Below are 25,093 nucleotides of genomic sequence, written 5' to 3' on the forward strand. Positions count from 1 at the left end.
CGGGTTCAGAACGAGAGTCGACATGGGCGGCTAGCTTAGCGGATGTCAGCTGCCGCGCCCACCCATGGAGGGTTAAACCTTGGCAGGTGCCGGCGCGGATTTACTGCGTGGCCGCAACTGCGCTGTAGCCATCGCAGCATCGGTGACACCGGTTTCGGCACGCATGCCGGCCGCCAGGAACGGCACCATCAGACGCATCACCTGCTCGATGGAGGTGTTGACGCCGAAGTCGGTCTCGGCAATCGCACGCAGGGCCTTGATACCCGACATGCTGAATGCTGCGGCACCGAGCATGAAGTGCACACGCCAGAACAGTTCGATCGGAGGAATGCGCGGCGCGGCTTCGTTCACCAGCAACATGTAGCGACGGAATACCTTGCCATACATGTCTTCCAGATACCGACGCAGGTGGCCCTGGCTCTGACTGAAGGCCAGCCCAAGCAAACGCATGAAGATTGATAGATCATTGCCGCTGCGTGGCTGTACCACCAGCGCCTGCTCGACGAGGATTTCCAGCAGTTCTTCGAGCGAAGGCTTGTTCTCTGGCTTGGCTTGGCGGCGCTCCAGCTCTTTGTCGAGGCTGATGCAGAACGGACCGAGGAAGCGCGAGAAAACCGCCTGGATGAGCGCCTTCTTCGAGCCGAAGTGATAGTTCACCGCAGCGAGGTTGACCCCTGCCTTGCTGGTGATCAGACGCAATGAGGTTTCAGCGAAACCTTTTTCCGCGAACAGCTGTTCTGCAGCATCAAGAATGCGTTCAACGGTTTCCGACTGGGCCATGGCTACTCCGCCTGACAAACACTTGTTTGAAACATACGTTTCAGCCCATGCCTTGTCAAGCCTGCCCGTTCGTTTTGGGAATGGTCGGTCAGTTATTTAACCACAACAAGGACGCGACATTAATCGGCGTCTTCACTGACCGTCCGGCGGCATGGCAAAAAACGATCATTGCCAAGACCGCTTCACTGTATATAATCCCAGTCACTGTATAAAAAGACAGAGCGATCAATATGCTTAAGCTGACGCCACGCCAAGCCGAGATTCTGGCCTTTATCAAACGTTGCCTCGAAGACAACGGCTACCCGCCGACCCGTGCGGAAATCGCTCAGGAACTGGGTTTCAAGTCACCCAATGCGGCCGAAGAGCACCTCAAGGCACTCGCCCGCAAAGGCGCGATCGAGATGACTCCCGGCGCCTCTCGCGGCATTCGTATTCCCGGCTTCGAAGCCAAGGTCGACGAATCCACCCTGCCGATCATCGGTCGAGTGGCTGCAGGCGCGCCGATTCTCGCCCAACAACACATCGAAGAGTCCTGCAACATCAACCCGGCCTTCTTTCATCCGCGTGCCGACTACCTGTTGCGCGTTCATGGCATGAGCATGAAGGACATCGGCATTTTCGACGGTGATCTGCTGGCGGTTCATACCACTCGCGAGGCACGCAACGGTCAGATCGTGGTTGCGCGGATCGGCGACGAAGTCACCGTCAAACGCTTCAAGCGTGACGGCAGCAAAGTCTGGCTGATTGCCGAAAACCCCGAGTTCGCCCCCATCGAAGTCAACCTGAAAGATCAGGAACTGGTGATCGAAGGCTTGAGTGTCGGCGTTATCCGCCGCTAAAGGAGGCTTTATGCAGTTCCCACACGTACCTCAGCAAACACAACTGCCGTTGTTCGAAGCGTTTCTGGCGCAACCGCTCGCCCCCATCCTCAAAGATGTCGTCGAGCGTCCGTGGAATCCCGAACCCGAAACGTTCAGTGAGCTGTCACTGCGCGGCGCGGCCGGGAACTGCCTGAACCTGCTGGCGCCTATTCTTCGCGAATTGAGTGATGATCAGGACGCACGCTGGCTGACCTTGATTGCACCACCAGCGAGTCTGACCCAGACCTGGCTGCGTGACGCCGGATTGAATCGCGAACGCATCCTGCTCCTGCAACCGCGCGGCGCTCAAAGCGCTCAGCAACTGGCCTGCGAAGCATTACGCCTGGGCCGCAGTCACACGGTCGTCACGTGGCTGAATCCACTGAGCGCAGGATCACGGCAACAGCTGATCAGCGCCGCCCGTACCGGGGACGCTCAAAGCCTGAACATTCGTTTGGGGTGATTCAGCAACAATGTGCGCCAAGTTAAGCGCAGGGCTTCTCCAGGGATAGAGAAGCCGATCTGGAGCAGTGACTGACAGACAGCGGATCAATGAAGAACCCGCGGCCCCTCATCCTTATCGAATTCGCCTTCAACCATACGTCCTGCCATTTGCACGCCAACGCTCAACATCGCTTTGGCAATTTCAACGTGCTGGCCCTGTAGAAACGCCTTGGCATCCTCGGAGAAATCCAGAGTCACCAGAGAACCCTCGTCCTCAGCCCTGCGCAGTTCAATTCGGCCGTCTGGTAGCTCGACAATTTCTAGAAAGGACGTTGGCATATGGGTCTGTTCTCCACGAAAGGCAGGGATTATATAGACATCATTCAGGCTTCGCTCGGGATCTTGACCAGCAGCACGCCTCTCGTCGCCGCCAGTCCAAAGTTCCTCAGCACTCGTTCAAGCCTTCACGGAAGCGGATCGCCAGCCCCTTGAGGTTCTGCCGCCAGCTCTCGAGCTCTTCGCGGCTTAACTCTTCAATCACTTCTTCATCCAGATTCACCGCCTGAATCAATGGTTGCGTCACATCGCCCTTCGGCTTGTGTGGCACCCGTGGCGGCTGGAACAGCGCAGAGTGCGCGGCCAGCAATTTAGCCAGCCAGGTCTCCGGATTGCCTGCCAGCTCGATCATCTCCGCCAGCTCAGGAATGGCAATCGACTCCAGCACTTCGCGGGTCAGCAAGGCTTCCGCCCGCGACGCATTGGCTTGCGGCAGACGATAGAAGCCGGCGATTTCATGACACAGCCCCAACAACGCACCGTAGAGATGAAACAGTGCGGATTCGCGCCCGGCCTGAATCAGCGCCAGCGAGCTCATCGCCCGCCCCTCTTCGGCCCTGGCCAGCGCTTCCAGCGACAAACCCGCGAAATAGATCTTCTGATTGGTACGGGTATAGAGTTCGTGGGCCATGTCGGCACTCTCCACAACGAAATAATTGCTTCACACAGGCCGGACAGTGTCATGGATCAGCCGATCCGACCGCAAGCTTTAAACAAAAAGGCCGCATGAAAACCCTAAGGTTGTCATGCGGCCTTTTGATGTGTTGGGCCGACAGCATCAGCCCAACACAAGGTCAGAGTCAGCTCAAGCCTTGGCTTTCGCCGGACGCTTGTCCTCGACCGTCCACTTGCCACCGTCAAAGAACGCTTTCCAGCCAGTCGGCTTGCCGTCGACTTCGGTCTGAACGTATTGCTCCTTGGTCTTGCGGCTATAGCGGATCACGGCTGGCAGGCCATCCGGATCCTTCTGTGGCGCTTCGCACAGGAAGTGGTACTTCGGATCGATTTCGTCCTTGTGCGGCAGAATCTCGATCACCAGCGGAGCACGGGTCTCGCGGTTTTTCGGGAACTGGCTAGCCGCCAGGAACAGGCCGGAAGCACCGTCACGCAGAATGTAGGTGTCGTTGACCTTTTCGCATTTCAGCTCAGGCATCTTCACCGGATCCATCTTCGGCGGCGCCGCGTCACCGCTCTTCAGCAGCTTGCGGGTGTTCTTGCAGGTCGGATTGGTGCAACCGAAGAACTTGCCGAAACGGCCGGTCTTGAGCTGCATCTCGCTGCCGCACTTGTCGCATTCCAGGCTCGGACCTTCGTAGCCCTTGATGCGGTAGCTGCCCTCTTCGATCTCGTAGCCGGCGCAATCCGGGTTGTTACCGCAGATGTGCAGCTTGCGCTTCTCGTCGAGCAGGTAGGCGTCCATCGCCGTGCTGCAGATCGGGCAGCGGTGCTTGCCGCGCAGTACCAGGGATTCCGACTCACCTTCGTCGTCCGCCGCGATTTCATCGCCCGGCACCAGATTGACGGTGGCCTTGCAGCGCTCTTTCGGCGGCAGGCTGTAGCCCGAGCAGCCGAGGAACACGCCAGTCGAGGCAGTACGAATCTGCATCGGACGGCCGCAAGTGGTGCACGGAATGTCGGTCATCACCGGCTGGTTGGCACGCATGCCAGCTTCTGGGTTTTCAGCCACTTCAAGTTTTTTCTTGAAGTCGCCGTAGAACTCGTCCAGCACGTTTTTCCAGTCGCGCTCGCCCTGGGCCACGTCATCGAGGTTCTCTTCCATGCCGGCGGTGAAGCCGTAGTCCATGAGATTCGAGAAGCTTTCCGACAGACGCTCGGTAACGATGTCGCCCATCTTTTCCGAATAGAAACGACGGTTGTGCAGGGTCACGTAGCCGCGATCCTGAATGGTCGAGATGATCGCTGCGTAGGTCGAAGGACGACCGATGCCACGCTTTTCCATTTCCTTCACCAGGCTGGCTTCCGAATAACGGGCCGGCGGCTTGGTGAAGTGCTGGGACGGATCGAGCTTGATCAGCTTCATCACGTCGCCCTGCGCCATGTCGGGCAAAACATCGTCATCGCCAGGCTTGGTGATTTGCGGCAGCACGCGGGTGTAACCGTCGAACTTCAGGATGCGACCCTTGGCGCGCAGCTCGAAGTCGCCGGCAGCGACGCTGACGGTGGTCGACAGATATTGCGCCGGCAGCATTTGGCAAGCCAGGAACTGGCGCCAGATCAGCTCGTAGAGGCGCTCAGCGTCACGCTCCATGCCGGCCAGCTTGGCGGGCGTGGTGTTGGCGTCGGAAGGACGAATCGCTTCGTGAGCCTCTTGTGCGCCTTCTTTGCTGCTGTAGACGTTCGGCGATTCCGGCAGGTACTTCTTGCCGAACTCGGTTTCGATGTAATCGCGCGCCATCGCCACGGCATCAGCCGAGAGATTGGTCGAGTCGGTACGCATATAAGTGATGTAGCCGGCTTCGTACAGACGCTGTGCCATCATCATGGTCTTCTTCACACCGAAGCCCAGGCGGTTGCTCGCGGCCTGTTGCAGGGTCGAAGTGATGAACGGTGCCGACGGCTTGCTGCTGGTCGGTTTGTCTTCACGCTTGACGATGCTGTAGCTGGAGGACTTGAGCTTCTCCAGCGCAGCCGTAGCCTGCGCTTCATTCAGCGGCTTGAAGGCTTCGCCTTTCTCGCGAGCGACTTCGAAACGCACGGTCGAGCCTTTGGCGGTGCCGAGATCGGCATGCACTTCCCAGTACTCTTCCGGATTGAACGCACGAATCTCACGCTCACGCTCGACCACCAGCTTCACGGCAACCGATTGCACGCGACCGGCGGACAGGCCACGGGCGATCTTGGCCCACAGCAGCGGCGAGACCATGTAGCCCACAACGCGATCGAGGAAACGACGAGCCTGCTGAGCATTCACTCGATCGATGTCGAGTTCGCCCGGCTCCGAGAAGGCTTCCTGAATCGCCTTCTTGGTGATTTCGTTGAACACCACGCGCTTGTAGCGGCTGTCGTCACCGCCGATGGCTTCGCGCAGGTGCCAGGCAATGGCTTCCCCCTCGCGATCCAAGTCGGTTGCGAGATAGATGGTGTCAGCATCCTTGGCGAGCCGGCGCAGCTCTTCGATGACCTTTTCCTTGCCCGGAAGGATCTCGTACTTGGCTTTCCAGCCGTGTTCAGGATCGACTCCCATCCGCGAGACCAGCTGCTTGCGCGCCTTCTCTTTCGGCGACAGCGCTGGCGCTTCGCCCGCAGCAGCCTTGCCGCGCTTGGCGGCAGGCTCCTTGCTGGCGCTAGCCGAACCGCTGGTGGGCAGGTCTCGGATATGGCCGATACTCGACTTCACCACGTATTGGTTGCCCAGATACTTGTTGATGGTCTTGGCCTTAGCCGGGGATTCCACAATGACCAGCGATTTGCCCATGGATCAGAAAATTCCTGAATTCTAGAAGTGAAAGGCGGTTGGCGCCTGACGCGGCACCGCTATATATAGTGGCTACAAGGTGAGGTCAAGCGCAGGGTTTTGCGCGCACTCGCCTTACGGCTTCGAAAAAAGGCTCGGTTCGGCTTGCACCAAAGCAAAGCGTGGGACCTGCTCCCCGTCAACCTCGACGGACTCCAGGAACATGCTCAAGGGACGTACCCAAAAGCCGTAATCGCCATACAGGGCTTGGTAAAAGACCACTTCTTCTTCAGTCTCGGAATGCCGCGCGACACTGAATACGCGGTACTGCGGACCTTTGTAATGTTGGTAGAGCCCAGGTTGTATCGGCATGCTTCGGCCCTCACTCAAATTTTTTCAAAATAAAAACAAAAATAAATCCGCAAAAACAAAAACCGGGGCACTTGGCCCCGGCTTCCATCGACGAGACGCTTAAACGCGTTCGAAGACGGTGGAGATGCCTTGGCCGAGGCCAATGCACATGGTGGCCACCCCGAAGGTGCCGCCATTCTGCTTCATCACGCTCAGCAACGTGCCGGAAATACGGGCACCGGAGCAACCGAACGGGTGACCCAGGGCGATCGCGCCGCCGTGCAGGTTAACCTTCTCATTCATCTTGTCGAGCACTTTCAGGTCTTTCAGCACTGGCAGGGCCTGTGCGGCGAACGCTTCATTGAGCTCGAAGAAGTCGATATCGTTGATACCCAGGCCGGCACGTTTCAGTGCTTTCTGAGTAGCCGGTACCGGACCATAGCCCATGATGGCCGGGTCCACACCCGCTACCGCCATCGAGCGAATCACGGCCAGAGGCTGGATACCCAGGTCCTGTGCACGCTGTGCCGACATCACGATCATGCACGAAGCACCATCGGTGATCTGCGACGAAGTACCGGCCGTCACGGTGCCGCCCTTTGGATTGAACGCCGGCTTCAGAGCCGCCAGACTTTCCAGGGTAGTTTCCGGACGAATGGTTTCGTCGTAGTCGAAGGTTTTCAGGAAACCGTTCTCGTCGTAACCCTGCATCGGGATGATTTCGTCCTTGAACTTGCCTTCCACAGTCGCCTTGTGGGCCAACTGGTGGGAACGCACGCCAAAGGCGTCCTGCTGTTCGCGAGTGATGCCGTGCATTTTGCCCAGCATTTCAGCGGTCAGGCCCATCATGCCCGAGGCTTTCGCCGCGTACAGGGACATGTGCGGGTTCGGATCGACACCGTGCATCATGCTTACGTGACCCATATGCTCGACGCCACCAACCACGAACACGTCACCGTTGCCGGTCATGATCGCTTGCGCAGCGGTGTGCAGCGCGCTCATCGACGAGCCGCACAGACGGCTGACAGTCTGGCCGGCCGAAGTGTGCGGGATCTGGGTCATCAGCGACGCCATACGCGCGATGTTCCAGCCTTGTTCCAGGGTCTGGTTCACACAGCCCCAGATCACGTCCTCGACTTCGGCAGGATCGACCTTGGTGTTGCGTTCCAGCAGTTTGCTGATCAGGTGCGCCGACATGTCTTCGGCGCGGGTGTTGCGGTGCATGCCGCCCTTGGAGCGGCCCATCGGAGTACGACCGAAGTCGACAATCACGACGTCTCTAGGATTCAAGCTCATAAGTTCACTCTCACTCTAGTTGGGGGCGCTTAACCGAAGAAGCTCTGGCCGTTCTTGGCCATTTCGCGCAGCTTCGCGGTCGGGTGGTACAGCGCGCCCAAATCAGCGTACTGGTCGGCCAGGGCAACGAACTCGGCAACACCGATCGAATCGATGTAGCGCAGCGCACCGCCACGGAATGGAGGGAAACCAATACCGTAGACCAGACCCATGTCGGCTTCGGCGGCGGTTTCGACGATGCCGTCTTCCAGGCAACGCACGGTTTCCAGGCACAGCGGGATCATCATCCAGTTGATGATGTCTTCGTCAGTGACTTCGCGCTGCTCGTAGACGATCGGCTTGAGCACTTCCAGTACCGACGGGTCGGCGACTTTCTTCTGCTTGCCTTTCTTGTCAGCCTCGTAGGCGTAGAAGCCCTTGCCGTTCTTCTGACCCAGACGTTTGGCTTCGTAAAGCACGTCGATGGCCGAACGACGGTCGTCCTTCATGCGGTCCGGGAAGCCTTCAGCCATTACGTCACGACCGTGGTGACCGGTGTCGATGCCGACCACGTCCATCAGGTATGCCGGGCCCATCGGCCAGCCGAATTTTTCCATGATCTTGTCGATACGGACGAAGTCCACACCGGCGCTGACCAGTTTGGCGAAACCGCCGAAGTACGGGAACAGGACGCGGTTGACCAGGAAGCCCGGGCAGTCGTTGACGACGATCGGGTTCTTGCCCATTTTCTTGGCGTAGGCAACGGTGGTGGCGATGGCCAGCTCGCTGGACTTCTCGCCACGAATCACTTCCACCAGCGGCATCATGTGCACCGGGTTGAAGAAGTGCATGCCGACGAAGTTTTCCGGACGCTTGAGGGCCTTGGCCAGCAGGCTGATGGAAATGGTCGAAGTGTTGGACGCGAGGATGGTGTCCTCTTTGACTTGAGCTTCGACTTCCGCCAGAACGGCTTGCTTGACCTTCGGGTTCTCGACCACGGCCTCAACGACCAGGTCGACGTGACCGAAATCGCCGTAGGACAGCGTAGGACGAATGCCGTTGAGCACTTCAGCCATCTTCGCGGCAGTCATGCGGCCTTTATCAACACGACCGACCAGCAGCTTGGCGGCTTCCGCCAGACCTTGCTCGATGCCGTGCTCGTTGATGTCCTTCATCAGGATCGGCGTACCTTTGGAAGCCGACTGATAGGCGATACCGCCCCCCATGATGCCGGCGCCCAGTACGGCAGCCTGCTTCACGTCCTTGGCGATTTCGTCGTAGGCCTTGGCCTTTTTCTTCAGTTCCTGATCGTTCAGGAACAGACCGATCAAGCTCTGCGCGGCAGAGGTCTTGGCCAGTTTCACGAAACCTGCGGCTTCGACCTCCAGCGCCTTGTCGCGACCGAAGTTCGCGGCTTTCTGGATGGTCTTGATCGCTTCGACCGGGGCCGGGTAGTTCGGACCGGCCTGGCCAGCCACGAAACCTTTGGCGGTTTCGAAAGCCATCATTTGTTCAATGGCGTTCAGCTTGAGCTTTTCCAGCTTCGGCTGACGCTTGGCCTTGTAGTCGAACTCGCCGGAGATGGCGCGCTTGATCAGCTCAAGGGCGGCATCCTGCAGCTTTTCGGGAGCAACCACGGCATCGACGGCGCCGACTTTCAGCGCGTCTTCAGGACGGTTTTCCTTGCCGGCGGCAATCCACTCGATGGCGTTGTCGGCACCGATCAGACGCGGCAGACGCACGGTACCACCGAAGCCCGGGTAGATGCCCAGCTTGACTTCCGGCAGACCGATCTTGGCCTTGGTGGACATGACGCGGTAGTCCGCTGCCAGGCACATTTCCAGACCGCCACCCAGAGCAATGCCATTGATCGCGGCGACGGTCGGAACGTTGAGGTCTTCGAAATCGCTGAAGATCTTGTTGGCTTCGAGATTGCCAGCAACCAGCTCGGCATCCGGCAGCTTGAAGTTGTCGACAAATTCGGTGATGTCGGCGCCGACGATGAACACGTCCTTGCCACTGCTGACGATCACGCCCTTGATCGAAGCATCTGCCTTGATGGTGTCTACGGCCTGACGCAGCTCGTTCAGGGTAAGACGGTTGAACTTGTTGACGGACTCACCCTTGAGGTCGAATTTCAATTCGACGATGCCACTTTCAAGAGCTTTAACCGTGATGGCTTTACCTTCGTAAATCATCAACTGATCTCCACGATATGGAAGCTGAACAGTACACGTCGGACGCAGGCAAATGGCTCGGCAGGACGTTTTTTCGTCGATGCTGACACCCATCCACCCGGCACACCCGCCAACGCGATAGTCGGGATTCTGTAGGAGCAGTCTGCAATACAAACGCTCAATTCATACGCCCGTTTGATTTGGGTACGCCACCTTCACGGAATTTCCGACAATTGTCAATCGCCCTAAATACGGGTTGAAATGCGACTTTGCGGTCATTTCTGTAGGACGCAGCCCGGCCACACATGCTTGCATGTGAGGGCATTCATAAGATTAATAGTTAGAAAAGTCGCCCTAATTCACCGCAAGCCTTGTTTAACAGGCTACGCTGGCTGGACTACGAAGGAAAACAGGTGCACGTTTGCTGACCGGATCACTCCGGGTCAACGCCAAGAAGAATTTCCGGCCTGCCTGGCCAACCCCGCCCGATGAATCATGTCGGGCTTTTTATTGCGCGTCTGCCGGACGTTTCGCACCGTTGCAGCGCGAAAAGTCCGTGAGTCATGCCAGCGCTTTCAGCGTGGCATCAATTTCCAGCAAAACCGAAGCGTCACCCTTCTCGCCCCAATAGAGCGCGATCATCTGCTTGTCCGCCTCGACCTTGAAAACGTTGCCCGGCAATTTTTCGAAATGATTGAGCAGCAGCGGATCCTCACAGACTTCCTGCCACTGATTCACCCAAACCCCCGGCGATTTCTGCCAATACGCCCAGCACGCCGGCTGCTTGCCACGGCGTGGCCGATGGTATTGCGCGCACGGGTTTGGCGGCTCCTGGCTCAGCCAGTGCGGCCACTCTTGAGGCGCCAGTTGCATGGCCAGCCCGATGCGCCGGGCCTCCGTGCGCAAGGCTATCCGGCCACTCTGTGCACGGGACGGACGCAACCACGCCAGTGGGCTCAACACCACCAGCAGGATTGACACCACCAGCCAGACCGTCATATCTCTACTCCCGAATCTTGATGAGCCCATTGCGTCACTTTGGAACCAATGCGCTTGAAACCAGCCATACTTACCAATATTGATCCCTCACGAGGAGCACCTCATGCCCTACCACCATGTCCTGGTCGCCGTAGATCTGACCGAAGAGTGCGACCCTGTGATCCACCGCGCCCGAGAGCTGTCGGTGAGCAATGGCGCCAAGTTGTCACTGGTGCATATCGTCGAACCGATGGCCATGGCCTTTGGCGGTGACGTGCCGATGGATCTGTCACAACTGCAACAGCAGCAGTTCGATCAGGCCAAGGAACGTCTCGAACGCCTGAAGCACAAGTACACCGAACTCGAAGGCGCCAACTGCCACCTGACCTACGGCCAGCCACGTCAGGAAATCCACCATTTCGCCAAGGAACAGGGCTGCGACCTGATCGTGGTCGGCAGCCATGGCCGGCATGGTCTGGCGCTGTTGCTGGGCTCGACCGCCAATGACGTGCTGCACGGCGCACCTTGCGATGTGCTGGCGGTGCACCTGGTCAAACGCTGATTCCACTCTCTTATGAAAAGCTAAAAAAGCCCGACGCCCATCACTGGACGCCGGGCTTTTTCATGCCTGGAAACAATCAGGCGTCCAGCTCGGCCCAACGCTCCACCAGCGCATCCAGCTCAGCCTGCAACTGCTCCAGAGAAGCAATCACCTTGGCCGTCTCGGCCGGCGGACGCTGATAGAAGCCGGCCTCGGCCATTTCAGCCTCGACAGCAGCAATCTGCTGCTCCTTGGCATCGATGTCGCCCGGCAGCGCTTCCAGCTCGCGCTGAAGCTTGTAGCTCAGCTTCTTTTTCGCAGCCGGGGCCGCAGCAACCGGCGCGGCAACCGGAGCCGGTTCGGCAGTGACCACCGCCGAATTCAGGTCAGCCTTGCCGGATTTGCTTTCGGTCACGCCCAGCAGACGCGGCGAGCCGCCCTGACGGATCCAGTCCTGATAGCCGCCGACGTATTCGCGAACCTTGCCTTCACCTTCGAAGACCAGGGTGCTGGTAACCACGTTGTCGAGGAATGCCCGGTCGTGGCTGACCATCAGCACCGTGCCGTTGAAGGTCAGCAGCACTTCTTCGAGCAGCTCGAGGGTTTCCACGTCGAGGTCGTTGGTCGGTTCGTCGAGTACCAGCAGGTTCGCCGGCTTGCTGAACAGTTTGGCCAGCAGCAGACGCGCACGCTCGCCACCGGACAACGCCTTCACCGGCGTGCGGGCACGCTGCGGGCTGAACAGGAAGTCGCCGAGGTAGCTCAACACGTGGCGACTCTGGCCGTCGATATCGATGAAGTCGCGACCTTCGGCGACGTTGTCGATCACGGTCTTCTCCAGATCCAGCTGATGGCGCAACTGGTCGAAGTAGGCCACGTCGATCCTGGTGCCCTCTTCCACTTTGCCGCTGGTCGGTTGCAGACCGCTGAGCATCAGTTTCAGCAAAGTGGTTTTGCCGGTACCGTTGGCGCCGAGCAGGCCGATCCGGTCACCTCGTTGCAGCACCATGGAGAAATCGCGGATCAGGAACGGACCGCCCGGATGCGCGAAGCTCACGTTATCCAGCACCATCACTTGCTTGCCGGACTTCTCCGCTGTTTCCAGCTGGATGTTGGCCTTGCCGGTGCGCTCGCGACGCTCGCTGCGCTCCACACGCAATGCTTTCAGCGCACGTACGCGACCTTCGTTACGGGTGCGACGGGCCTTGATGCCTTGGCGAATCCACACTTCTTCCTGGGCCAGACGCTTGTCGAACAGCGCGTTGGCGGTTTCTTCGGCGGCCAGTGCGGCTTCTTTATGGACGAGGAAACTGGCGTAGTCGCCGTTCCAGTCGATCAGGCCGCCGCGATCCAGTTCAAGGATGCGGGTGGCGAGGTTTTGCAGGAAAGAACGGTCGTGCGTGATGAACAGCACGGCGCCCTGGAAATCCTTCAGTGCCTCTTCAAGCCAGGCAATCGCACCGATGTCCAGGTGGTTGGTTGGCTCGTCGAGCAGCAGCAGATCCGGCTCGGACACCAGCGCCTGCGCCAGCAGTACGCGACGACGCCAGCCGCCGGACAGTTCGGCAAGGGTCTTGTCGGCCGGCAGTTGCAAGCGGCTCAGGGTGCTGTCGACCAGGGTCTGCAAGCGCCAGCCATCGCGGGCTTCAAGGTCGTGCTGGACGTGCATCAGTTTGTCCAGATCGGCGTCGGTGACGATGTTCTGGCTCAGGTGGTGGTATTCGGCGAGCAACGCCCCCACGCCGTCGAGGCCTTCGGCGACCACATCGAACACTGTCCGCTCGTCGGCCACAGGCAATTCCTGCGGCAATTCACCGATTTTCAGACCGGGGGCACGCCACACCGAGCCGTCATCAGGCTTCTGGTCGCCCTTGACCAGTTTCATCATGCTGGATTTGCCAGTGCCGTTGCGGCCGATGATGCACACCCGCTCACCACGGGCGATCTGCCAGGACACCTTGTCCAACAACGGCATCGCGCCGAATGCAAGGGACACATCGCTGAATTTGAGCAGGGTCATGAGCTTCTCCAAAAACCGGGCGCGCATTCTACCTGAATCGGGGCCCGAGCAGGCCGGCAATTTCGCCGCTGACGCACTCTGCACAACATTTGTTGCGAACTTGTGCTGCGAGGCCGGCAAAGCTTTCGCCCCTTGCTGGCAAAAGGCTAAGCTACAGGCAATTCAGTGCGGGTTTGGGCCGGCACTTGTCATGATTTCTCTGCCCGGATGTCTCATGCGCAGTCGCCTCTTCAGTGTTTTGTCATGTTTGCTGCTTTCCGCCGCTGCCGTTCAATCCGCCCAGGCGGTGGACCTGTCCACCCAACGCCAGTATTACGATGAAGCCAAGCGCGCCCTGGCCAAGGGCGACAGCGGTCCCTATTTCCGTTACAGCCAGGCCCTCGCCGACTATCCACTGGAGCCGTACCTGGCTTACGACGAGCTGACTGCTCGGCTGAAAACCGCCAGCAACGCGGAGATCGAGAAATTCCTCGCCGAGCACGGTGACCTGCCGCAGGCCAACTGGATGAAATTGCGCTGGCTGCGCTGGCTGGCCGATCGCGGCGATTGGGCGACGTTCGTCAAGTATTACGACCCGAAACTGAATTTCACTGAACTTGACTGCCTCAACGCGCAGTACCAGATCAGCCACAACAAGAAGGCCGAGGGTTTCGCCAATGCCGATAAGCTCTGGCTGACCGGCAAATCCCAGCCTGCCGCCTGTGATGCGCTGTTCGGCATGTGGGCCGCCGAAGGTCAGTTGACCGAACAGAAACGCTGGGAACGCGCCAAACTCGCCGCCCAGCACCGTAACTATCCGCTGGCCAACAGCCTCGTCAACGGCCTGACCACCCTCGCCCCACGCGGTCGACTGTTGGTGGATGTGGCGCAAAAGCCGGAACTGCTCAACCAACCCTCGCGTTTCACGCCGGCCGATGAGCCGATGTCCGATGTGGTCAGCCTCGGCCTGCGCCGCCTCGCGCGTCAGGACCCGGACAAGGCCATGGCCCTGCTCGACGGTTATGCCAGCAGCATGCATTTCTCCCGGGATGAAAAAGTCGCGATCGCCCGGGAAATCGGCCTGACCCTCGCCCGCCGCTTCGACAGCCGCGCGCTGGATGTGATGACCAAGTACGATCCGGAACTGCGCGACAACACCGTGTCCGAATGGCGTCTGCGTCTGTTGTTGCGTCTGGCGCGCTGGGATGACGCCTACCAATTGACCCGTCGTTTGCCACAGGACCTGGCCACCACCAACCGCTGGCGCTACTGGCAGGCCCGCAGCCTGGAACTGGCGCAACCGCAAAACCCGGAAGCGCAGACGCTGTACAAGAACCTGTCGCGGGAACGGGATTTCTACGGTTTCCTCGCCGCCGACCGCTCGCAATCGCCGTACTCGCTGAACAACAAGCCGCTGGTGCTCAGTCAGGCGCTGATCAACAAGGTGCGCAACACGCCTGGCGTACGTCGCGCACTGGAGTTCCACGCCCGTGGGCAGATCGTCGACGGCCGCCGCGAGTGGTATCACGTCAGCCGGCATTTCAGCCGCGATGAAATGGTCGCCCAGGCAAAACTGGCCTACGACCTGAAATGGTATTTCCCGGCCATCCGCACCATCAGTCAGGCGCAGTATTGGGATGATCTGGACATCCGTTTCCCGATGGCCCATCGCGACACTCTGGTGCGCGAAGCCAAGATGCGCGGCCTGCATTCGAGCTGGGTATTCGCCATTACCCGCCAGGAAAGTGCGTTCATGGACGACGCCCGCTCCGGTGTCGGCGCCAGCGGCCTGATGCAACTGATGCCCGGCACCGCCAAGGAAACCGCTCGCAAGTTCAGCATTCCACTGGCCTCGCCACAGCAGGTGCTGGATCCGGACAAAAACATCCAGCTAGGCGCCGCTTATCTCAGCCAGGTGCACAGCCAGTTCAACGGCAACCGCGTGCTCGCCTCCGCCGCCTACAACGCCGGCCCCGGCCGCGTGCGCCAGTGGCTGCGTGGCGCCGACCATCTGAGCTTCGACGTGTGGGTGGAAAGCATCCCGTTCGACGAAACCCGCCAGTACGTACAGAACGTGCTGTCCTACTCGGTGATCTACGGCCAGAAACTCAACTCGCCGCAACCACTGGTGGATTGGCATGAGCGGTATTTCGACGATCAGTGATCGGGGCGCCTATCGCCGATAGATCGACGTAAACAAAAATGCCCGCATCGAGAGATGCGGGCATTTTTTATGGCGTTCCACTAGGTCGATTACCTAGTCGGTTACAGGGTCGGTTGAAACCTGATGACCATCACTGAACTGCAACGCCGCCAACCGCGCATACAGCGGATTGCTGGCGATCAACTCCTGATGCGTGCCGATCGCCACCAGTTTGCCCTGATCCATCACCGCGATCCGGTCGGCGTTTTTCACCGTGGCCAAACGGTGGGCGATGACCAGCGTGGTGCGGTTTTGCATCAGGCTCGGCAATGCTTGCTGGATCAGGTGTTCGCTTTGGGCGTCGAGGGCGCTGGTGGCTTCGTCGAGCAGCAGGATCGGCGCGTCGACCAGCAGCGCCCGGGCAATGGCCAGGCGCTGGCGTTGCCCGCCGGACAGGCCGAGGCCGCCATCGCCCAGGTGGGTCTGGTAACCGTCGGGCATCTGTTCGATGAAGTCGTGGGCGTGGGCGATTCTGGCGGCCTCGCGGACTTGTTCAAGGGTCGCCGACGGGCAGCCATAACGGATGTTCTCTTCGACACTGCCGAAGAACAGTGCCGGGGTTTGCGAGACCAGCGCGAAGCAGCGACGCAGGTCCAGCGGATCGAGGCTCGTCAGCGGTACGCCATCGATCAGGATCCGCCCTTCCCGGGGATCGTAGAAACGCAGCAGCAAGTCATACACCGTGGACTTGCCCGCGCCAGACGGTCCTACGAGCGCCAGGGTTTCGCCGGCGTTGATCGTCAGACTCAAGCCATCGACGGCGAGGCTTTCGGGACGCGAAGGGTAGGAAAAACGCACATCCTGCAATTCCAGCTCGCCTTTGACTCGTTCCGGCAGCGTCACCAATCCCGTGGTCGGTGGCTGGATGATGTTCTCCGACCGCAGCAATTCGGCAATGCGCTCGGCGGCGCCGGCCGCTCGCTGCAACTCGCCAATCACTTCGCTCAACGTGCCAAACGCACTGCCGACGATCAGGCTGTAGAACACGAACGCCGCCAGTTCACCGGCAGAAATCCGCCCCGCGATCACGTCCATTCCGCCGACCCACAACATCACCGCGACGGCGCCGAGCACCAGCACGATCACCAGCGTGATCAGCCAGGCCCGTTGGAAAATCCGTTTGCGCGCAGTCTCGAACGCCTGCTCGACGGTACTGGCGAAACGCTGTTCGTCCTGCACCTGATGGTTGTAGGCCTGTACGGTCTTGATCTGGCCGAGGGTTTCCGAGACGTAGCTGCCGATGTCGGCGATCCGGTCCTGACTCAGCCGGGAGAGGTTACGCACGCGGCGGCCGAAAATCAGGATCGGCGCAATCACCAGCGGCAGTGCGATCACCACGATGCTGGTGAGCTTCGGGTTGGTGATGAACAGCAGCACCACACCGCCAATGACCATCAGCAGATTACGCAGGAACAGCGACAGCGACGAGCCGATCACCGATTGCAGCAGCGTGGTATCAGCCGTCAGCCGCGACTGGATTTCCGAGCTGCGGTTGTCCTCGTAAAACCCGGGATGCAGGTACACCAGATGGTTGAACACCTGCCGGCGGATATCCGCCACCACGCGCTCACCGATCCAGGACACTAGATAAAACCGCGCAAAGGTGCCGACCGCCAGACCGAACACCAACAACATGAACAGGCCGATGGATTGATTGAGCAAGTGCGGCGATTGAGTCATGAAGCCTTGGTCGACCAGCAGCTTGATGCCCTGCCCCATCGACAGGGTGATGCCCGCCGTGACGATCAGCGCCAGCAGTGCGCCGAAGGCCGGCCAGCGATAGGGAGCAAGGAAATGACTGGTCAGGCGCAAGGCCCGGCGGTGGCGCGAGGAAAGCATCGGGATCATTCAGGTTCACGTCGTGTGCGGGTGGATAGGGCCAGCCTACAGACTCAAATGGGGTGGAACTCTGTAAATCACAATGAGTCAGGTTAAATATGACCGGCTCGACTACCCTCTAGATGCTATTGGTCTAAGGTCCGGGTTGAGACGGACGGTCATTTCTGTTTGAGTGGAGATGCCGTTCCGATCCGACCGCAGGGAGTTGTCACAGCCTGGTCACCTGACGGTTTTAATCTAGGCACACAACCTGATGAGGAGACAGGCCATGTCCTTGCAACACAGCAGCGATGACAAGATTGAAGTGATCCGCACCAAGCCCGGCCAACCTCTGGGTTGCTCGATGATCGATAAGGATGGGCGCGAAGTGCCAATCACTGAAGACATGATCCAGAACGCCTGCCGCGAACTGGAGAAGCGATTGGTCAAGCCTGCCGAACAAAAGTGATATCGCCACCGTCTTCCTGACCCGGCCTCTGCAGGCCGGGTTTTTTCTGCCCGCTGTTTATACGGCCATTGCGCCCAGCGCGGTCACGATCTGGCGCAGGGCCGGCGAATCACCGTCGATCCGCACCTTCAAGCCTTCGATCTCGCGTCGCGACGGATACTGTTTGCGCAGCAGATCAAACGCGGCACGTTGTTCACCGACGCTGCCCAGCAGCGTGCGTCGGAAATCCGCGTCATCCCGGCGCGGGTCGTACACGCCACGGCACAACATCGCCAGCGCCCAGGCCGGATCGCTGTCGGCGTGCAGGGAAACTTCCGACAACCATGGTGCCGGCAGCAAATCGCCGAGCTGAATGATGGCGGGCTCACCGATAAAGTCGCAGTAAGCCTGATAGATCTGCGCCGTGCCGCGCTGCTTGCCGTCGAGGCTGTAACCGGCGATGTGCGGCGTCGCCAACACACAGAGCTCGGCCAGCGCCACATCGACTTGCGGCTCGGCCTCCCAGACATCGAGCACTGCTTGCAGGTCTTCACGCTCCAGCAGCACTTCGCGCAACGCGGCGTTATCCACCACCGGACCGCGAGCCGCGTTGATCAACCAGGCGCCGGGCTTGAGCTGCTGCAAACGCTGCTCGTCGAACAAATGCCAGGTCGCGTCATCGCCGTGGCGGGTCAGCGGGGTGTGCAGGCTGATCACGTCGCACTGCGCGATGATCTGCTCCAGGCTGACATAGTCGCCGCCCTCGGCCGCCTGACGCGGCGGGTCACAGACTTTCACGTTCCAGCCCAGGCCTTTGAGCACCTTGATCAGGCGACCGCCGACTTCACCGGCGCCGATCACACCGTAAGTACGTTCACGCAAATCGACGCCTTCGATTTCGGCCAGGGTCATCAGACTGCCAAGCACATAATCGACCACGCCCCGGGCATTGCAGCCGGGCGCGCTGGACCAGGTGATGCCGGCCTCGCTGAAGTAATCGAGATCCAGATGATCGGTGCCGATGGTGCAGGTGCCGACGAAACGCACCTTGCTGCCTTCGAGCAATGCGCGATTGACGTTGGTCACCGAGCGCACCAGCAATACATCGGCCTGTTCGACCGTGGCTCGGTCGATGGAGCGGCCAGGCACCCGGCGGATCTCGCCGAAACCGGCAAAAAAGGCATCGAGCAGCGGGATATTTTCGTCGGCAACAATCAGCATGGCGAGGCTCCTTGGGCGGATCGGCAGTGTAGGCGCTGGGGCTGCGATGAGCCAGCAGGCTGTGATTTCTTGATGAGGCGCGGCGATTACAAATCCGCAACAGAGGATTTTTCCTGACCGTTACGTCAGCGGCGTAGAATGCCCGGCCTTGCGCATCAACCCCTGTGGACGCTTTGCCTGTGAATTCCGTGACTGACCGCCCTGCTGCCGTTTCCCTCAACCGCCCTGCCCGGGTTCGCCTGGAGCTGAAGAATCTGCTCGGCCTGGCCCTGCCGATCATGATCGCGCAACTGGCGACCACCGCCATGGGCTTCGTCGATGCGGTAATGGCCGGGCGCGTCGGGCCCAAGGATCTGGCGGCTGTGGCGCTGGGCAACTCGATCTGGGTGCCGGTGTTCCTGCTGATGACCGGCACTTTGCTGGCGACCACGCCTAAAGTCGCCCAGCGCTTCGGCGCCGGCACCCACAGCGAGATCGGCCCGATCGTGCGTCAGGCCTTGTGGCTGGCACTGGTGGTGGGCTTGATGGCTACCACCATGCTGTTCAGCGCCGAACCGATCCTGCACCTGATGAAGGTCGATCCGGAACTGATCGGCCCGTGCATGCAGTACCTGCACGGCATCGCCAGCGGTCTGCCGGCTGTGGCCTTCTACCATGTGCTGCGCTGCACCAGTGACGGCCTCGGTCGCACCCGGCCGGCGATGGTATTGGGCCTGTGCGGCCTGGCGCTGAACATCCCGCTCAACTACGTATTCATTTATGGCCACTTCGGCGTGCCGGCCATGGGCGGCGTCGGCTGCGGCTGGGCCACGGCGATCGTGATGTGGGTGATGGCGCTGGGCCTGGCCGGTTATGAGCGCTGGGCCCCGGCCTACAAGTCTAGCGAACTGTTCAGCCGTTTCGACTGGCCGCAATGGGCGGTGATCAAGCGTTTGCTGGCCATCGGTCTGCCGATCGGCGTTGCAGTGTTTGCCGAGTCGAGCATTTTCGCGGTGATCGCGCTGCTGATCGGCAGCCTCGGCGCCACGGTGGTGGCCGGGCACCAGATCGCGCTGAACGTCAGCTCCCTGGTGTTCATGATTCCGTACTCGCTGGGCATGGCCGTGACCGTGCGGGTCGGTCAGGCCCTGGGCCGTGAAGAACCCCGTGAAGCGCGATTCGCCGCGGGTGTCGGCATGGGCACCGCGCTGGCTTACGCCTGCCTGTCGGCGAGCATGATGCTGCTGATGCGCGAACACATTGCGGCGATCTATACCTCTGACCCGATGGTGATTCACATCGCGGCGATGCTGATCGTGTACTCGGCGCTGTTCCAGTTTTCCGACGCGATTCAGGTTACTGCCGCCGGTGCGTTGCGCGGATATCAGGATACTCGCGTGACGATGATCCTGACCCTGTTCGCCTATTGGGGCATCGGCCTGCCGGTAGGTTACGCCCTCGGCCTGACCGACTGGCTCGGCGAACCACGCGGCCCGAGCGGCTTGTGGGAAGGCCTGATCGTCGGCCTCAGCTGTGCGGCGCTGATGCTGTCGATCCGCCTGACGCGCAGCGCACGCAAACGCATTCGCATCAGTCGCTCGATGGGCTGACCGGCCATAAAAAAAAGACCTGCATTTGCAGGTCTTTTTTTGCCTTTCGATCAACCGGACTTCTTGCGGATCCAGTACAGATAGGTTCCGGCCTCTTCGTGCTGCCCCACCAGTTCATGGTCGAGAAACACGCAGAACTTGGGGATGTCGCGGCGGGTCGACGGGTCGGTGGCGATTACCTTGAGCAGGCCGCCAGGCACCAGGTCACGGATGTGCTGGTGCAGCATCATCACCGGCTCCGGGCAGTTGAGGCCCGTGGCGTCGAGGGTGCCGTCGACCGGCGTATCAATCATTTCACTCATGATTCACTCCTGAAACTGGCCGGCATTGTCACCCAATGCCGGGTGTTCGGTCACCTGTCGTGCGCTCAGCGGGCTTTGGCTTTCTTCACGTCATGGCGGCGCAAATGGCAGGTCACTTCCTCGCGGTCGTGGTACAGCTGCTTGCAGCCGATGTCGACCTTGATCCCACGGGCCTTGAAACCGTCGGCGATGCGTTCGAGCAAACGCTTCACTTCGGCGTAACGCTGCTTCATCGGCAACTTCAGGTTGACCACCGCTTCCCGGCAATGACCCTCGCCGATCCACTCTTCGAGCATCGCGGCGTTGCGCGCCGGTTTCTCGACGATGTCGCAGACCATCCAATCCACCGGTTGCTTCGGTTTGAAAGTGAAACCGTCAGCCATCAAGTGCTGCACCAGACCGGTGTCCATCAGGCTTTCGGCCATCGGACCGTTGTCGATGGCAGTCACCAGCATGCCGCGATTGACTAGCTGCCAAGTCCAACCGCCCGGCGCCGCGCCGAGGTCGACGCCGGTCATGTCGCTGTGCAGGCGATCTTCCCACTGATCGCGGGGGATGAAGTGGTGCCAGGCCTCTTCCAGCTTCAGGGTCGAACGGCTCGGCGCCTCGCGTGGGAACTTCAGGCGCGGAATGCCCATCGGCCACATCGCCGAGTTACCGGCGTCCGCCAGACCGAGGAACACCTCACGACCGCTCTTGAAGGTCAGCAGCAGACGCGGCTTGCTGGTGTCCTCCACCAGTTTGCCGGCGCCGGTCAGGGCCTTGCGCAGCGGGCCTTCGAACTTCTTGCAGAAGTTCGACAGCTCCTTGCCGTCGTTGGTGTCGACGACTTCCAGCCACAGGCTGCCACAGACCGGGAATTCAGCCATGTGCGCGAGGATCACGCTGATACGGTCGTTTTCCGGCAGATCGATGAAAAACCCGCGCGCCCACTGGCGCGGAAAAATCAGCTCGGCGAAACGCTGGCCGCGCATCAGGCGTTCGGCGCCGTCTTCTTCGGTGCAGACAAACTCGGCGCAAGCGGTGGCCGGTTTGGCCTTGGCGTAGCCGGCCACATTCAGTCGGGCGGCGAGGTCGGAAATCTCCGAGCAGACTTCGCCTTCGAAGCCTGGCCGGCAATGCATGAATAGGGTGTTCATTCTTACTCCTGGGCAGAGGGCGATCATTCATCCCCTGCGCGATGCCCAGACCTGCGTTGAAGCAAAGCCTGTCACGAAAACCGGCGCATGATAGCCCATGTCGGAACCTTGGACTTGCCCATAGAGTCCAGTTATTAGCCAGCTACTGAAAACAGGGCTACGTTGATAGCTCTGCCCGTCCCCTCAGTCCGTAGCCGTGCGGACTCAAAGGAGTGATCGTAATGCCGTCCCTCGATAGTCTGAATTCACTGAAAACCCTGAAAGTCGATGACAAGACTTACCACTATTTCAGCCTGCCGGATGCCGCCAAGACCTTGGGCGATCTCGACAGGTTGCCGATGTCGCTGAAAGTCCTGCTGGAAAACCTGCTGCGTTGGGAAGATGAAAAAACCGTCACCGGCGCCGACCTCAAGGCCATTGTCGCGTGGCTCAAGGAGCGTCGCTCCGACCGGGAAATCCAGTACCGCCCTGCCCGCGTGCTGATGCAGGACTTTACCGGCGTACCGGCCGTGGTCGATCTGGCGGCGATGCGCGCCGCCATGGCCAAGGCCGGCGGTGATCCGCAGCGAATCAACCCGCTGTCGCCGGTGGATCTGGTGATCGACCACTCGGTGATGGTCGACAAATTCGCCAGCGCCAGCGCCTTCGAACAGAACGTCGACATCGAAATGCAGCGCAACGGCGAACGCTATGCCTTCCTGCGCTGGGGCCAGAGCGCCTTCGACAACTTCAGTGTGGTGCCGCCAGGTACCGGAATCTGCCATCAGGTCAACCTCGAATACCTCGGCCGCACCGTGTGGACCAAGGACGAAGACGGCCGCACCTATGCCTTCCCCGACACGCTGGTCGGCACCGACTCCCACACCACTATGATCAACGGCCTCGGCGTACTTGGCTGGGGCGTGGGCGGGATCGAGGCGGAAGCCGCGATGCTCGGGCAACCGGTGTCGATGCTGATTCCGGAAGTGATCGGCTTCAAACTCACCGGCAAGCTCAAGGAAGGGATTACCGCCACCGACCTGGTGTTGACCGTGACCCAGATGCTGCGCAAGAAAGGCGTGGTCGGCAAATTCGTCGAGTTCTATGGCGACGGCCTCGCCGACCTGCCGCTGGCCGACCGCGCGACCATCGCCAACATGGCTCCGGAATATGGCGCGACCTGCGGCTTCTTCCCGGTGGATGACGTGACGCTGGATTACCTGCGCCTGTCCGGCCGTCCGCCGGAAGTGGTGAAGCTGGTCGAGGCCTACACCAAGGCTCAGGGACTGTGGCGCCTGCCCGGTCAGGAACCGGTGTTCACCGACAGTCTGGCGCTGGACATGGGCAGCGTCGAAGCCAGCCTCGCCGGGCCGAAACGCCCGCAGGACCGCGTCTCGCTGCCGAATGTCGGCCAGGCGTTCAGTGACTTCCTCGACTTGCAGTTCAAACCCACCAGCAAGGAAGAAGGACGCCTGGAGAGCGAGGGCGGCGGCGGTGTCGCCGTGGGCAATGCCGATCTGGTCGGCGAAACGGATTACGAGTACGACGGCCACACCTATCGCCTGAAAAACGGTGCCGTGGTGATTGCCGCGATCACCTCCTGCACCAACACTTCCAACCCGAGCGTGATGATGGCCGCCGGCCTGCTGGCGAAAAAAGCCGTGGAAAAAGGCCTGACCCGCAAACCGTGGGTGAAGAGCTCGCTGGCTCCGGGTTCGAAAGTCGTCACCGATTACTACAAAGCCGCCGGGTTGACGCAATACCTCGATCAGCTCGGTTTTTCGCTGGTCGGCTATGGCTGCACCACTTGTATCGGCAACTCCGGGCCGCTGCCGGAACCGATCGAAAAAGCCATCCAGAAAGCCGACCTGACCGTGGCTTCGGTGCTGTCCGGTAACCGCAACTTCGAGGGCCGGGTGCATCCGCTGGTGAAAACCAACTGGCTGGCCTCGCCACCGCTGGTCGTCGCTTACGCCCTGGCCGGCACTGTGCGCACCGACATCAGCAGCGAACCGCTGGGTAACGACCAACAGGGTAACCCGGTGTACCTGCGCGACATCTGGCCGAGCAGCAAGGAAATCGCCGACGCGGTAAATCAGGTCAACACGGCGATGTTCCACAAGGAATACGCCGAGGTGTTTGCCGGTGACGAACAGTGGCAAGCCATCGAAGTCCCGCAAGCCGCGACCTACGTCTGGCAAGCGGATTCGACCTACATCCAGCATCCGCCGTTCTTCGATGACATTGCCGGGCCTTTGCCGGTGATCGCCGATGTGAAAGGTGCTCGAGTGCTGGCGCTATTAGGCGATTCGGTGACCACCGACCACATCTCCCCTGCCGGCAACATCAAGGCCGACAGCCCGGCCGGACGTTACTTGCGCGAGCAAGGCGTCGAGCCACGGGACTTCAACTCCTACGGTTCACGCCGGGGCAACCACGAAGTGATGATGCGCGGCACGTTTGCCAACATCCGTATCCGCAACGAAATGCTCGGCGGCGAGGAAGGCGGCAACACGATCTACATTCCGACCGGCGAGAAACTGGCGATCTACGACGCGGCCATGCGTTATCAGGCCTCTGGAACCCCGCTGGTGGTGATTGCCGGGCAAGAATACGGCACCGGCTCCAGCCGAGACTGGGCGGCGAAGGGCACCAATCTGCTGGGCGTGAAAGCGGTGATCGCTGAAAGCTTCGAGCGCATCCACCGTTCCAACCTGGTGGGCATGGGCGTGCTGCCGTTGCAGTTCAAGCTGGATCAGAACCGCAAGAGCCTGAACCTCACCGGCAAGGAAACCCTGGACATCCAGGGCCTGAGCGGTGTCGAGCTGACGCCACGGATGAACCTGACCCTGGTCATCACTCGTGAAGACGGACGGCAGGAGAAAATCGAAGTGCTGTGCCGCATCGACACCTTGAACGAGGTGGAGTACTTCAAGTCCGGCGGGATTCTGCATTACGTGTTGCGCCAGTTGATCGCCTCGTAAACCTGCAGATGCAGAAACACCGCCGGATCGGCGGTGTTTCTGTTTGAACGTGACACTTTTCTGCGAGCGAAAAAAAACCCGCCGAAGCGGGTTTTTCCCAAGACCATTATCGACTCCCTGTCGGCAGCGATCCTTGCTAATGGTCGATCATCCGTGATCCTGAAACACTCCCTGTGCTTCAGTTGATGAGGCTAGATTACGCTCTGGATCCAATCGGCAATAGTCGAAAAAGCTACCAGCACGTGTAAGACATT

20 protein-coding genes are annotated in these 25,093 nt (G+C 60.2%); 7 read left to right on the forward strand and 13 right to left on the reverse strand.

Features of this window, described 5'->3' with window-relative positions; translation table 11 throughout:
- Positions 1–72: 72 nt before the first annotated feature.
- Positions 73–780 carry a TetR/AcrR family transcriptional regulator gene (locus CAF77_RS09600; protein WP_064381100.1) on the reverse strand — a complete coding sequence of 236 codons (708 nt, stop codon included), beginning with the start codon at positions 778–780 and terminating at the stop codon, positions 73–75.
- 230 nt (positions 781–1,010) lie between these two features.
- Here CAF77_RS09600 and lexA point away from each other — a divergent pair, with 230 nt between their 5' ends.
- Complete coding sequence (gene lexA, locus CAF77_RS09605; protein WP_007953044.1) at positions 1,011–1,619, forward strand: transcriptional repressor LexA; 609 nt, start codon at positions 1,011–1,013, stop codon at positions 1,617–1,619.
- A gap of 10 nt (positions 1,620–1,629) precedes the next feature.
- The gene (gene sulA, locus CAF77_RS09610) at positions 1,630–2,103 is read left to right on the forward strand and encodes an SOS-induced cell division inhibitor SulA (RefSeq protein ID WP_064381103.1); all 474 of its coding nucleotides are present in this window, start codon (positions 1,630–1,632) and stop codon (positions 2,101–2,103) included.
- A gap of 86 nt (positions 2,104–2,189) precedes the next feature.
- On the opposite strand, the gene CAF77_RS09615 is transcribed toward sulA, so the two are convergent.
- From CAF77_RS09615 to CAF77_RS09650, 7 genes are all read right to left on the reverse strand, one after another.
- Positions 2,190–2,423: a hypothetical protein gene (locus tag CAF77_RS09615; protein WP_007953047.1), complete on the reverse strand. Its 234-nt coding sequence runs from the start codon at positions 2,421–2,423 to the stop codon at positions 2,190–2,192.
- Positions 2,424–2,529: 106 nt separating this feature from the next.
- Complete coding sequence (locus CAF77_RS09620; protein WP_064381105.1) at positions 2,530–3,051, reverse strand: DUF6586 family protein; 522 nt, start codon at positions 3,049–3,051, stop codon at positions 2,530–2,532.
- A gap of 174 nt (positions 3,052–3,225) precedes the next feature.
- Complete coding sequence (gene topA, locus CAF77_RS09625) at positions 3,226–5,856, reverse strand: type I DNA topoisomerase (protein WP_007953057.1); 2,631 nt, start codon at positions 5,854–5,856, stop codon at positions 3,226–3,228.
- A gap of 114 nt (positions 5,857–5,970) precedes the next feature.
- Positions 5,971–6,207 (reverse strand): DUF1653 domain-containing protein, encoded by a 237-nt coding sequence (locus CAF77_RS09630; protein ID WP_007953059.1) that lies wholly within the window; start codon positions 6,205–6,207, stop codon positions 5,971–5,973.
- A gap of 99 nt (positions 6,208–6,306) precedes the next feature.
- The gene (gene fadA, locus CAF77_RS09635; RefSeq protein ID WP_085654380.1) at positions 6,307–7,482 is read right to left on the reverse strand and encodes an acetyl-CoA C-acyltransferase FadA; all 1,176 of its coding nucleotides are present in this window, start codon (positions 7,480–7,482) and stop codon (positions 6,307–6,309) included.
- Positions 7,483–7,511: 29 nt separating this feature from the next.
- The gene (fadB, locus tag CAF77_RS09640) at positions 7,512–9,659 is read right to left on the reverse strand and encodes a fatty acid oxidation complex subunit alpha FadB (protein WP_085654381.1); all 2,148 of its coding nucleotides are present in this window, start codon (positions 9,657–9,659) and stop codon (positions 7,512–7,514) included.
- Between the two features lie 540 nt (positions 9,660–10,199).
- Entirely contained in the window at positions 10,200–10,637 is a 438-nt protein-coding gene (locus CAF77_RS09650) for a hypothetical protein (RefSeq protein ID WP_064381109.1), read from the reverse strand.
- A 103-nt stretch (positions 10,638–10,740) separates the two neighbouring features.
- Between CAF77_RS09650 and CAF77_RS09655 the strand changes: the two genes are divergently transcribed.
- Positions 10,741–11,178, forward strand: a complete 438-nt coding sequence (locus tag CAF77_RS09655; RefSeq protein ID WP_064381112.1) for a universal stress protein — start codon at positions 10,741–10,743, stop codon at positions 11,176–11,178.
- A gap of 76 nt (positions 11,179–11,254) precedes the next feature.
- On the opposite strand, the gene CAF77_RS09660 is transcribed toward CAF77_RS09655, so the two are convergent.
- Positions 11,255–13,177 carry an ATP-binding cassette domain-containing protein gene (locus tag CAF77_RS09660; RefSeq protein WP_064381114.1) on the reverse strand — a complete coding sequence of 641 codons (1,923 nt, stop codon included), beginning with the start codon at positions 13,175–13,177 and terminating at the stop codon, positions 11,255–11,257.
- A 214-nt stretch (positions 13,178–13,391) separates the two neighbouring features.
- Between CAF77_RS09660 and CAF77_RS09665 the strand changes: the two genes are divergently transcribed.
- Positions 13,392–15,320 carry a transglycosylase SLT domain-containing protein gene (locus tag CAF77_RS09665; protein WP_085654382.1) on the forward strand — a complete coding sequence of 643 codons (1,929 nt, stop codon included), beginning with the start codon at positions 13,392–13,394 and terminating at the stop codon, positions 15,318–15,320.
- Positions 15,321–15,413: 93 nt separating this feature from the next.
- Here CAF77_RS09665 and CAF77_RS09670 read toward each other — a convergent pair whose 3' ends face one another.
- Positions 15,414–17,207 carry an ABC transporter transmembrane domain-containing protein gene (locus CAF77_RS09670; RefSeq protein WP_170928944.1) on the reverse strand — a complete coding sequence of 598 codons (1,794 nt, stop codon included), beginning with the start codon at positions 17,205–17,207 and terminating at the stop codon, positions 15,414–15,416.
- 259 nt (positions 17,208–17,466) lie between these two features.
- Between CAF77_RS09670 and CAF77_RS09675 the strand changes: the two genes are divergently transcribed.
- Entirely contained in the window at positions 17,467–17,646 is a 180-nt protein-coding gene (locus tag CAF77_RS09675) for a PA1571 family protein (RefSeq protein ID WP_085654383.1), read from the forward strand.
- A 57-nt stretch (positions 17,647–17,703) separates the two neighbouring features.
- Here the strand turns inward: CAF77_RS09675 and pdxB are convergent, their stop codons facing one another.
- Positions 17,704–18,846 (reverse strand): 4-phosphoerythronate dehydrogenase PdxB, encoded by a 1,143-nt coding sequence (pdxB, locus tag CAF77_RS09680; protein ID WP_085654384.1) that lies wholly within the window; start codon positions 18,844–18,846, stop codon positions 17,704–17,706.
- A gap of 179 nt (positions 18,847–19,025) precedes the next feature.
- Between pdxB and CAF77_RS09685 the strand changes: the two genes are divergently transcribed.
- The gene (locus CAF77_RS09685) at positions 19,026–20,435 is read left to right on the forward strand and encodes an MATE family efflux transporter (protein ID WP_041475594.1); all 1,410 of its coding nucleotides are present in this window, start codon (positions 19,026–19,028) and stop codon (positions 20,433–20,435) included.
- Positions 20,436–20,485: 50 nt separating this feature from the next.
- Here CAF77_RS09685 and tusA read toward each other — a convergent pair whose 3' ends face one another.
- A complete protein-coding gene (gene tusA, locus CAF77_RS09690; protein ID WP_007953079.1) occupies positions 20,486–20,737 on the reverse strand; it encodes a sulfurtransferase TusA in 252 nt (83 codons plus the stop codon).
- A gap of 65 nt (positions 20,738–20,802) precedes the next feature.
- The gene (rlmM, locus tag CAF77_RS09695) at positions 20,803–21,876 is read right to left on the reverse strand and encodes a 23S rRNA (cytidine(2498)-2'-O)-methyltransferase RlmM (RefSeq protein ID WP_064381121.1); all 1,074 of its coding nucleotides are present in this window, start codon (positions 21,874–21,876) and stop codon (positions 20,803–20,805) included.
- 221 nt (positions 21,877–22,097) lie between these two features.
- On the opposite strand from rlmM, the gene acnA reads away from it, so the two are divergent.
- A complete protein-coding gene (acnA, locus tag CAF77_RS09700) occupies positions 22,098–24,839 on the forward strand; it encodes an aconitate hydratase AcnA (protein WP_064381123.1) in 2,742 nt (913 codons plus the stop codon).
- Positions 24,840–25,093: the final 254 nt, after the last annotated feature.

It is taken from the genome of Pseudomonas sp. R15(2017), from assembly GCF_002112685.1.
GTDB lineage: Bacteria > Pseudomonadota > Gammaproteobacteria > Pseudomonadales > Pseudomonadaceae > Aquipseudomonas > Aquipseudomonas glycinae.

Excerpts from the sequence above, each read along its gene's own strand:
- CAF77_RS09600 (WP_064381100.1), bottom strand. The coding sequence starts at position 780 with ATGGCCCAGTCGGAAACCGTTGAACGCATTCTTGATGCTGCAGAACAG.
- lexA (WP_007953044.1), top strand. The coding sequence starts at position 1,011 with ATGCTTAAGCTGACGCCACGCCAAGCCGAGATTCTGGCCTTTATCAAA.
- sulA (WP_064381103.1), top strand. The coding sequence starts at position 1,630 with ATGCAGTTCCCACACGTACCTCAGCAAACACAACTGCCGTTGTTCGAA.
- CAF77_RS09615 (WP_007953047.1), bottom strand. The coding sequence starts at position 2,423 with ATGCCAACGTCCTTTCTAGAAATTGTCGAGCTACCAGACGGCCGAATT.
- CAF77_RS09620 (WP_064381105.1), bottom strand. The coding sequence starts at position 3,051 with ATGGCCCACGAACTCTATACCCGTACCAATCAGAAGATCTATTTCGCG.
- topA (WP_007953057.1), bottom strand. The coding sequence starts at position 5,856 with ATGGGCAAATCGCTGGTCATTGTGGAATCCCCGGCTAAGGCCAAGACC.
- CAF77_RS09630 (WP_007953059.1), bottom strand. The coding sequence starts at position 6,207 with ATGCCGATACAACCTGGGCTCTACCAACATTACAAAGGTCCGCAGTAC.
- fadA (WP_085654380.1), bottom strand. The coding sequence starts at position 7,482 with ATGAGCTTGAATCCTAGAGACGTCGTGATTGTCGACTTCGGTCGTACT.
- fadB (WP_085654381.1), bottom strand. The coding sequence starts at position 9,659 with ATGATTTACGAAGGTAAAGCCATCACGGTTAAAGCTCTTGAAAGTGGC.
- CAF77_RS09650 (WP_064381109.1), bottom strand. The coding sequence starts at position 10,637 with ATGACGGTCTGGCTGGTGGTGTCAATCCTGCTGGTGGTGTTGAGCCCA.
- CAF77_RS09655 (WP_064381112.1), top strand. The coding sequence starts at position 10,741 with ATGCCCTACCACCATGTCCTGGTCGCCGTAGATCTGACCGAAGAGTGC.
- CAF77_RS09660 (WP_064381114.1), bottom strand. The coding sequence starts at position 13,177 with ATGACCCTGCTCAAATTCAGCGATGTGTCCCTTGCATTCGGCGCGATG.
- CAF77_RS09665 (WP_085654382.1), top strand. The coding sequence starts at position 13,392 with ATGCGCAGTCGCCTCTTCAGTGTTTTGTCATGTTTGCTGCTTTCCGCC.
- CAF77_RS09670 (WP_170928944.1), bottom strand. The coding sequence starts at position 17,207 with ATGATCCCGATGCTTTCCTCGCGCCACCGCCGGGCCTTGCGCCTGACC.
- CAF77_RS09675 (WP_085654383.1), top strand. The coding sequence starts at position 17,467 with ATGTCCTTGCAACACAGCAGCGATGACAAGATTGAAGTGATCCGCACC.
- pdxB (WP_085654384.1), bottom strand. The coding sequence starts at position 18,846 with ATGCTGATTGTTGCCGACGAAAATATCCCGCTGCTCGATGCCTTTTTT.
- tusA (WP_007953079.1), bottom strand. The coding sequence starts at position 20,737 with ATGAGTGAAATGATTGATACGCCGGTCGACGGCACCCTCGACGCCACG.
- rlmM (WP_064381121.1), bottom strand. The coding sequence starts at position 21,876 with ATGAACACCCTATTCATGCATTGCCGGCCAGGCTTCGAAGGCGAAGTC.
- acnA (WP_064381123.1), top strand. The coding sequence starts at position 22,098 with ATGCCGTCCCTCGATAGTCTGAATTCACTGAAAACCCTGAAAGTCGAT.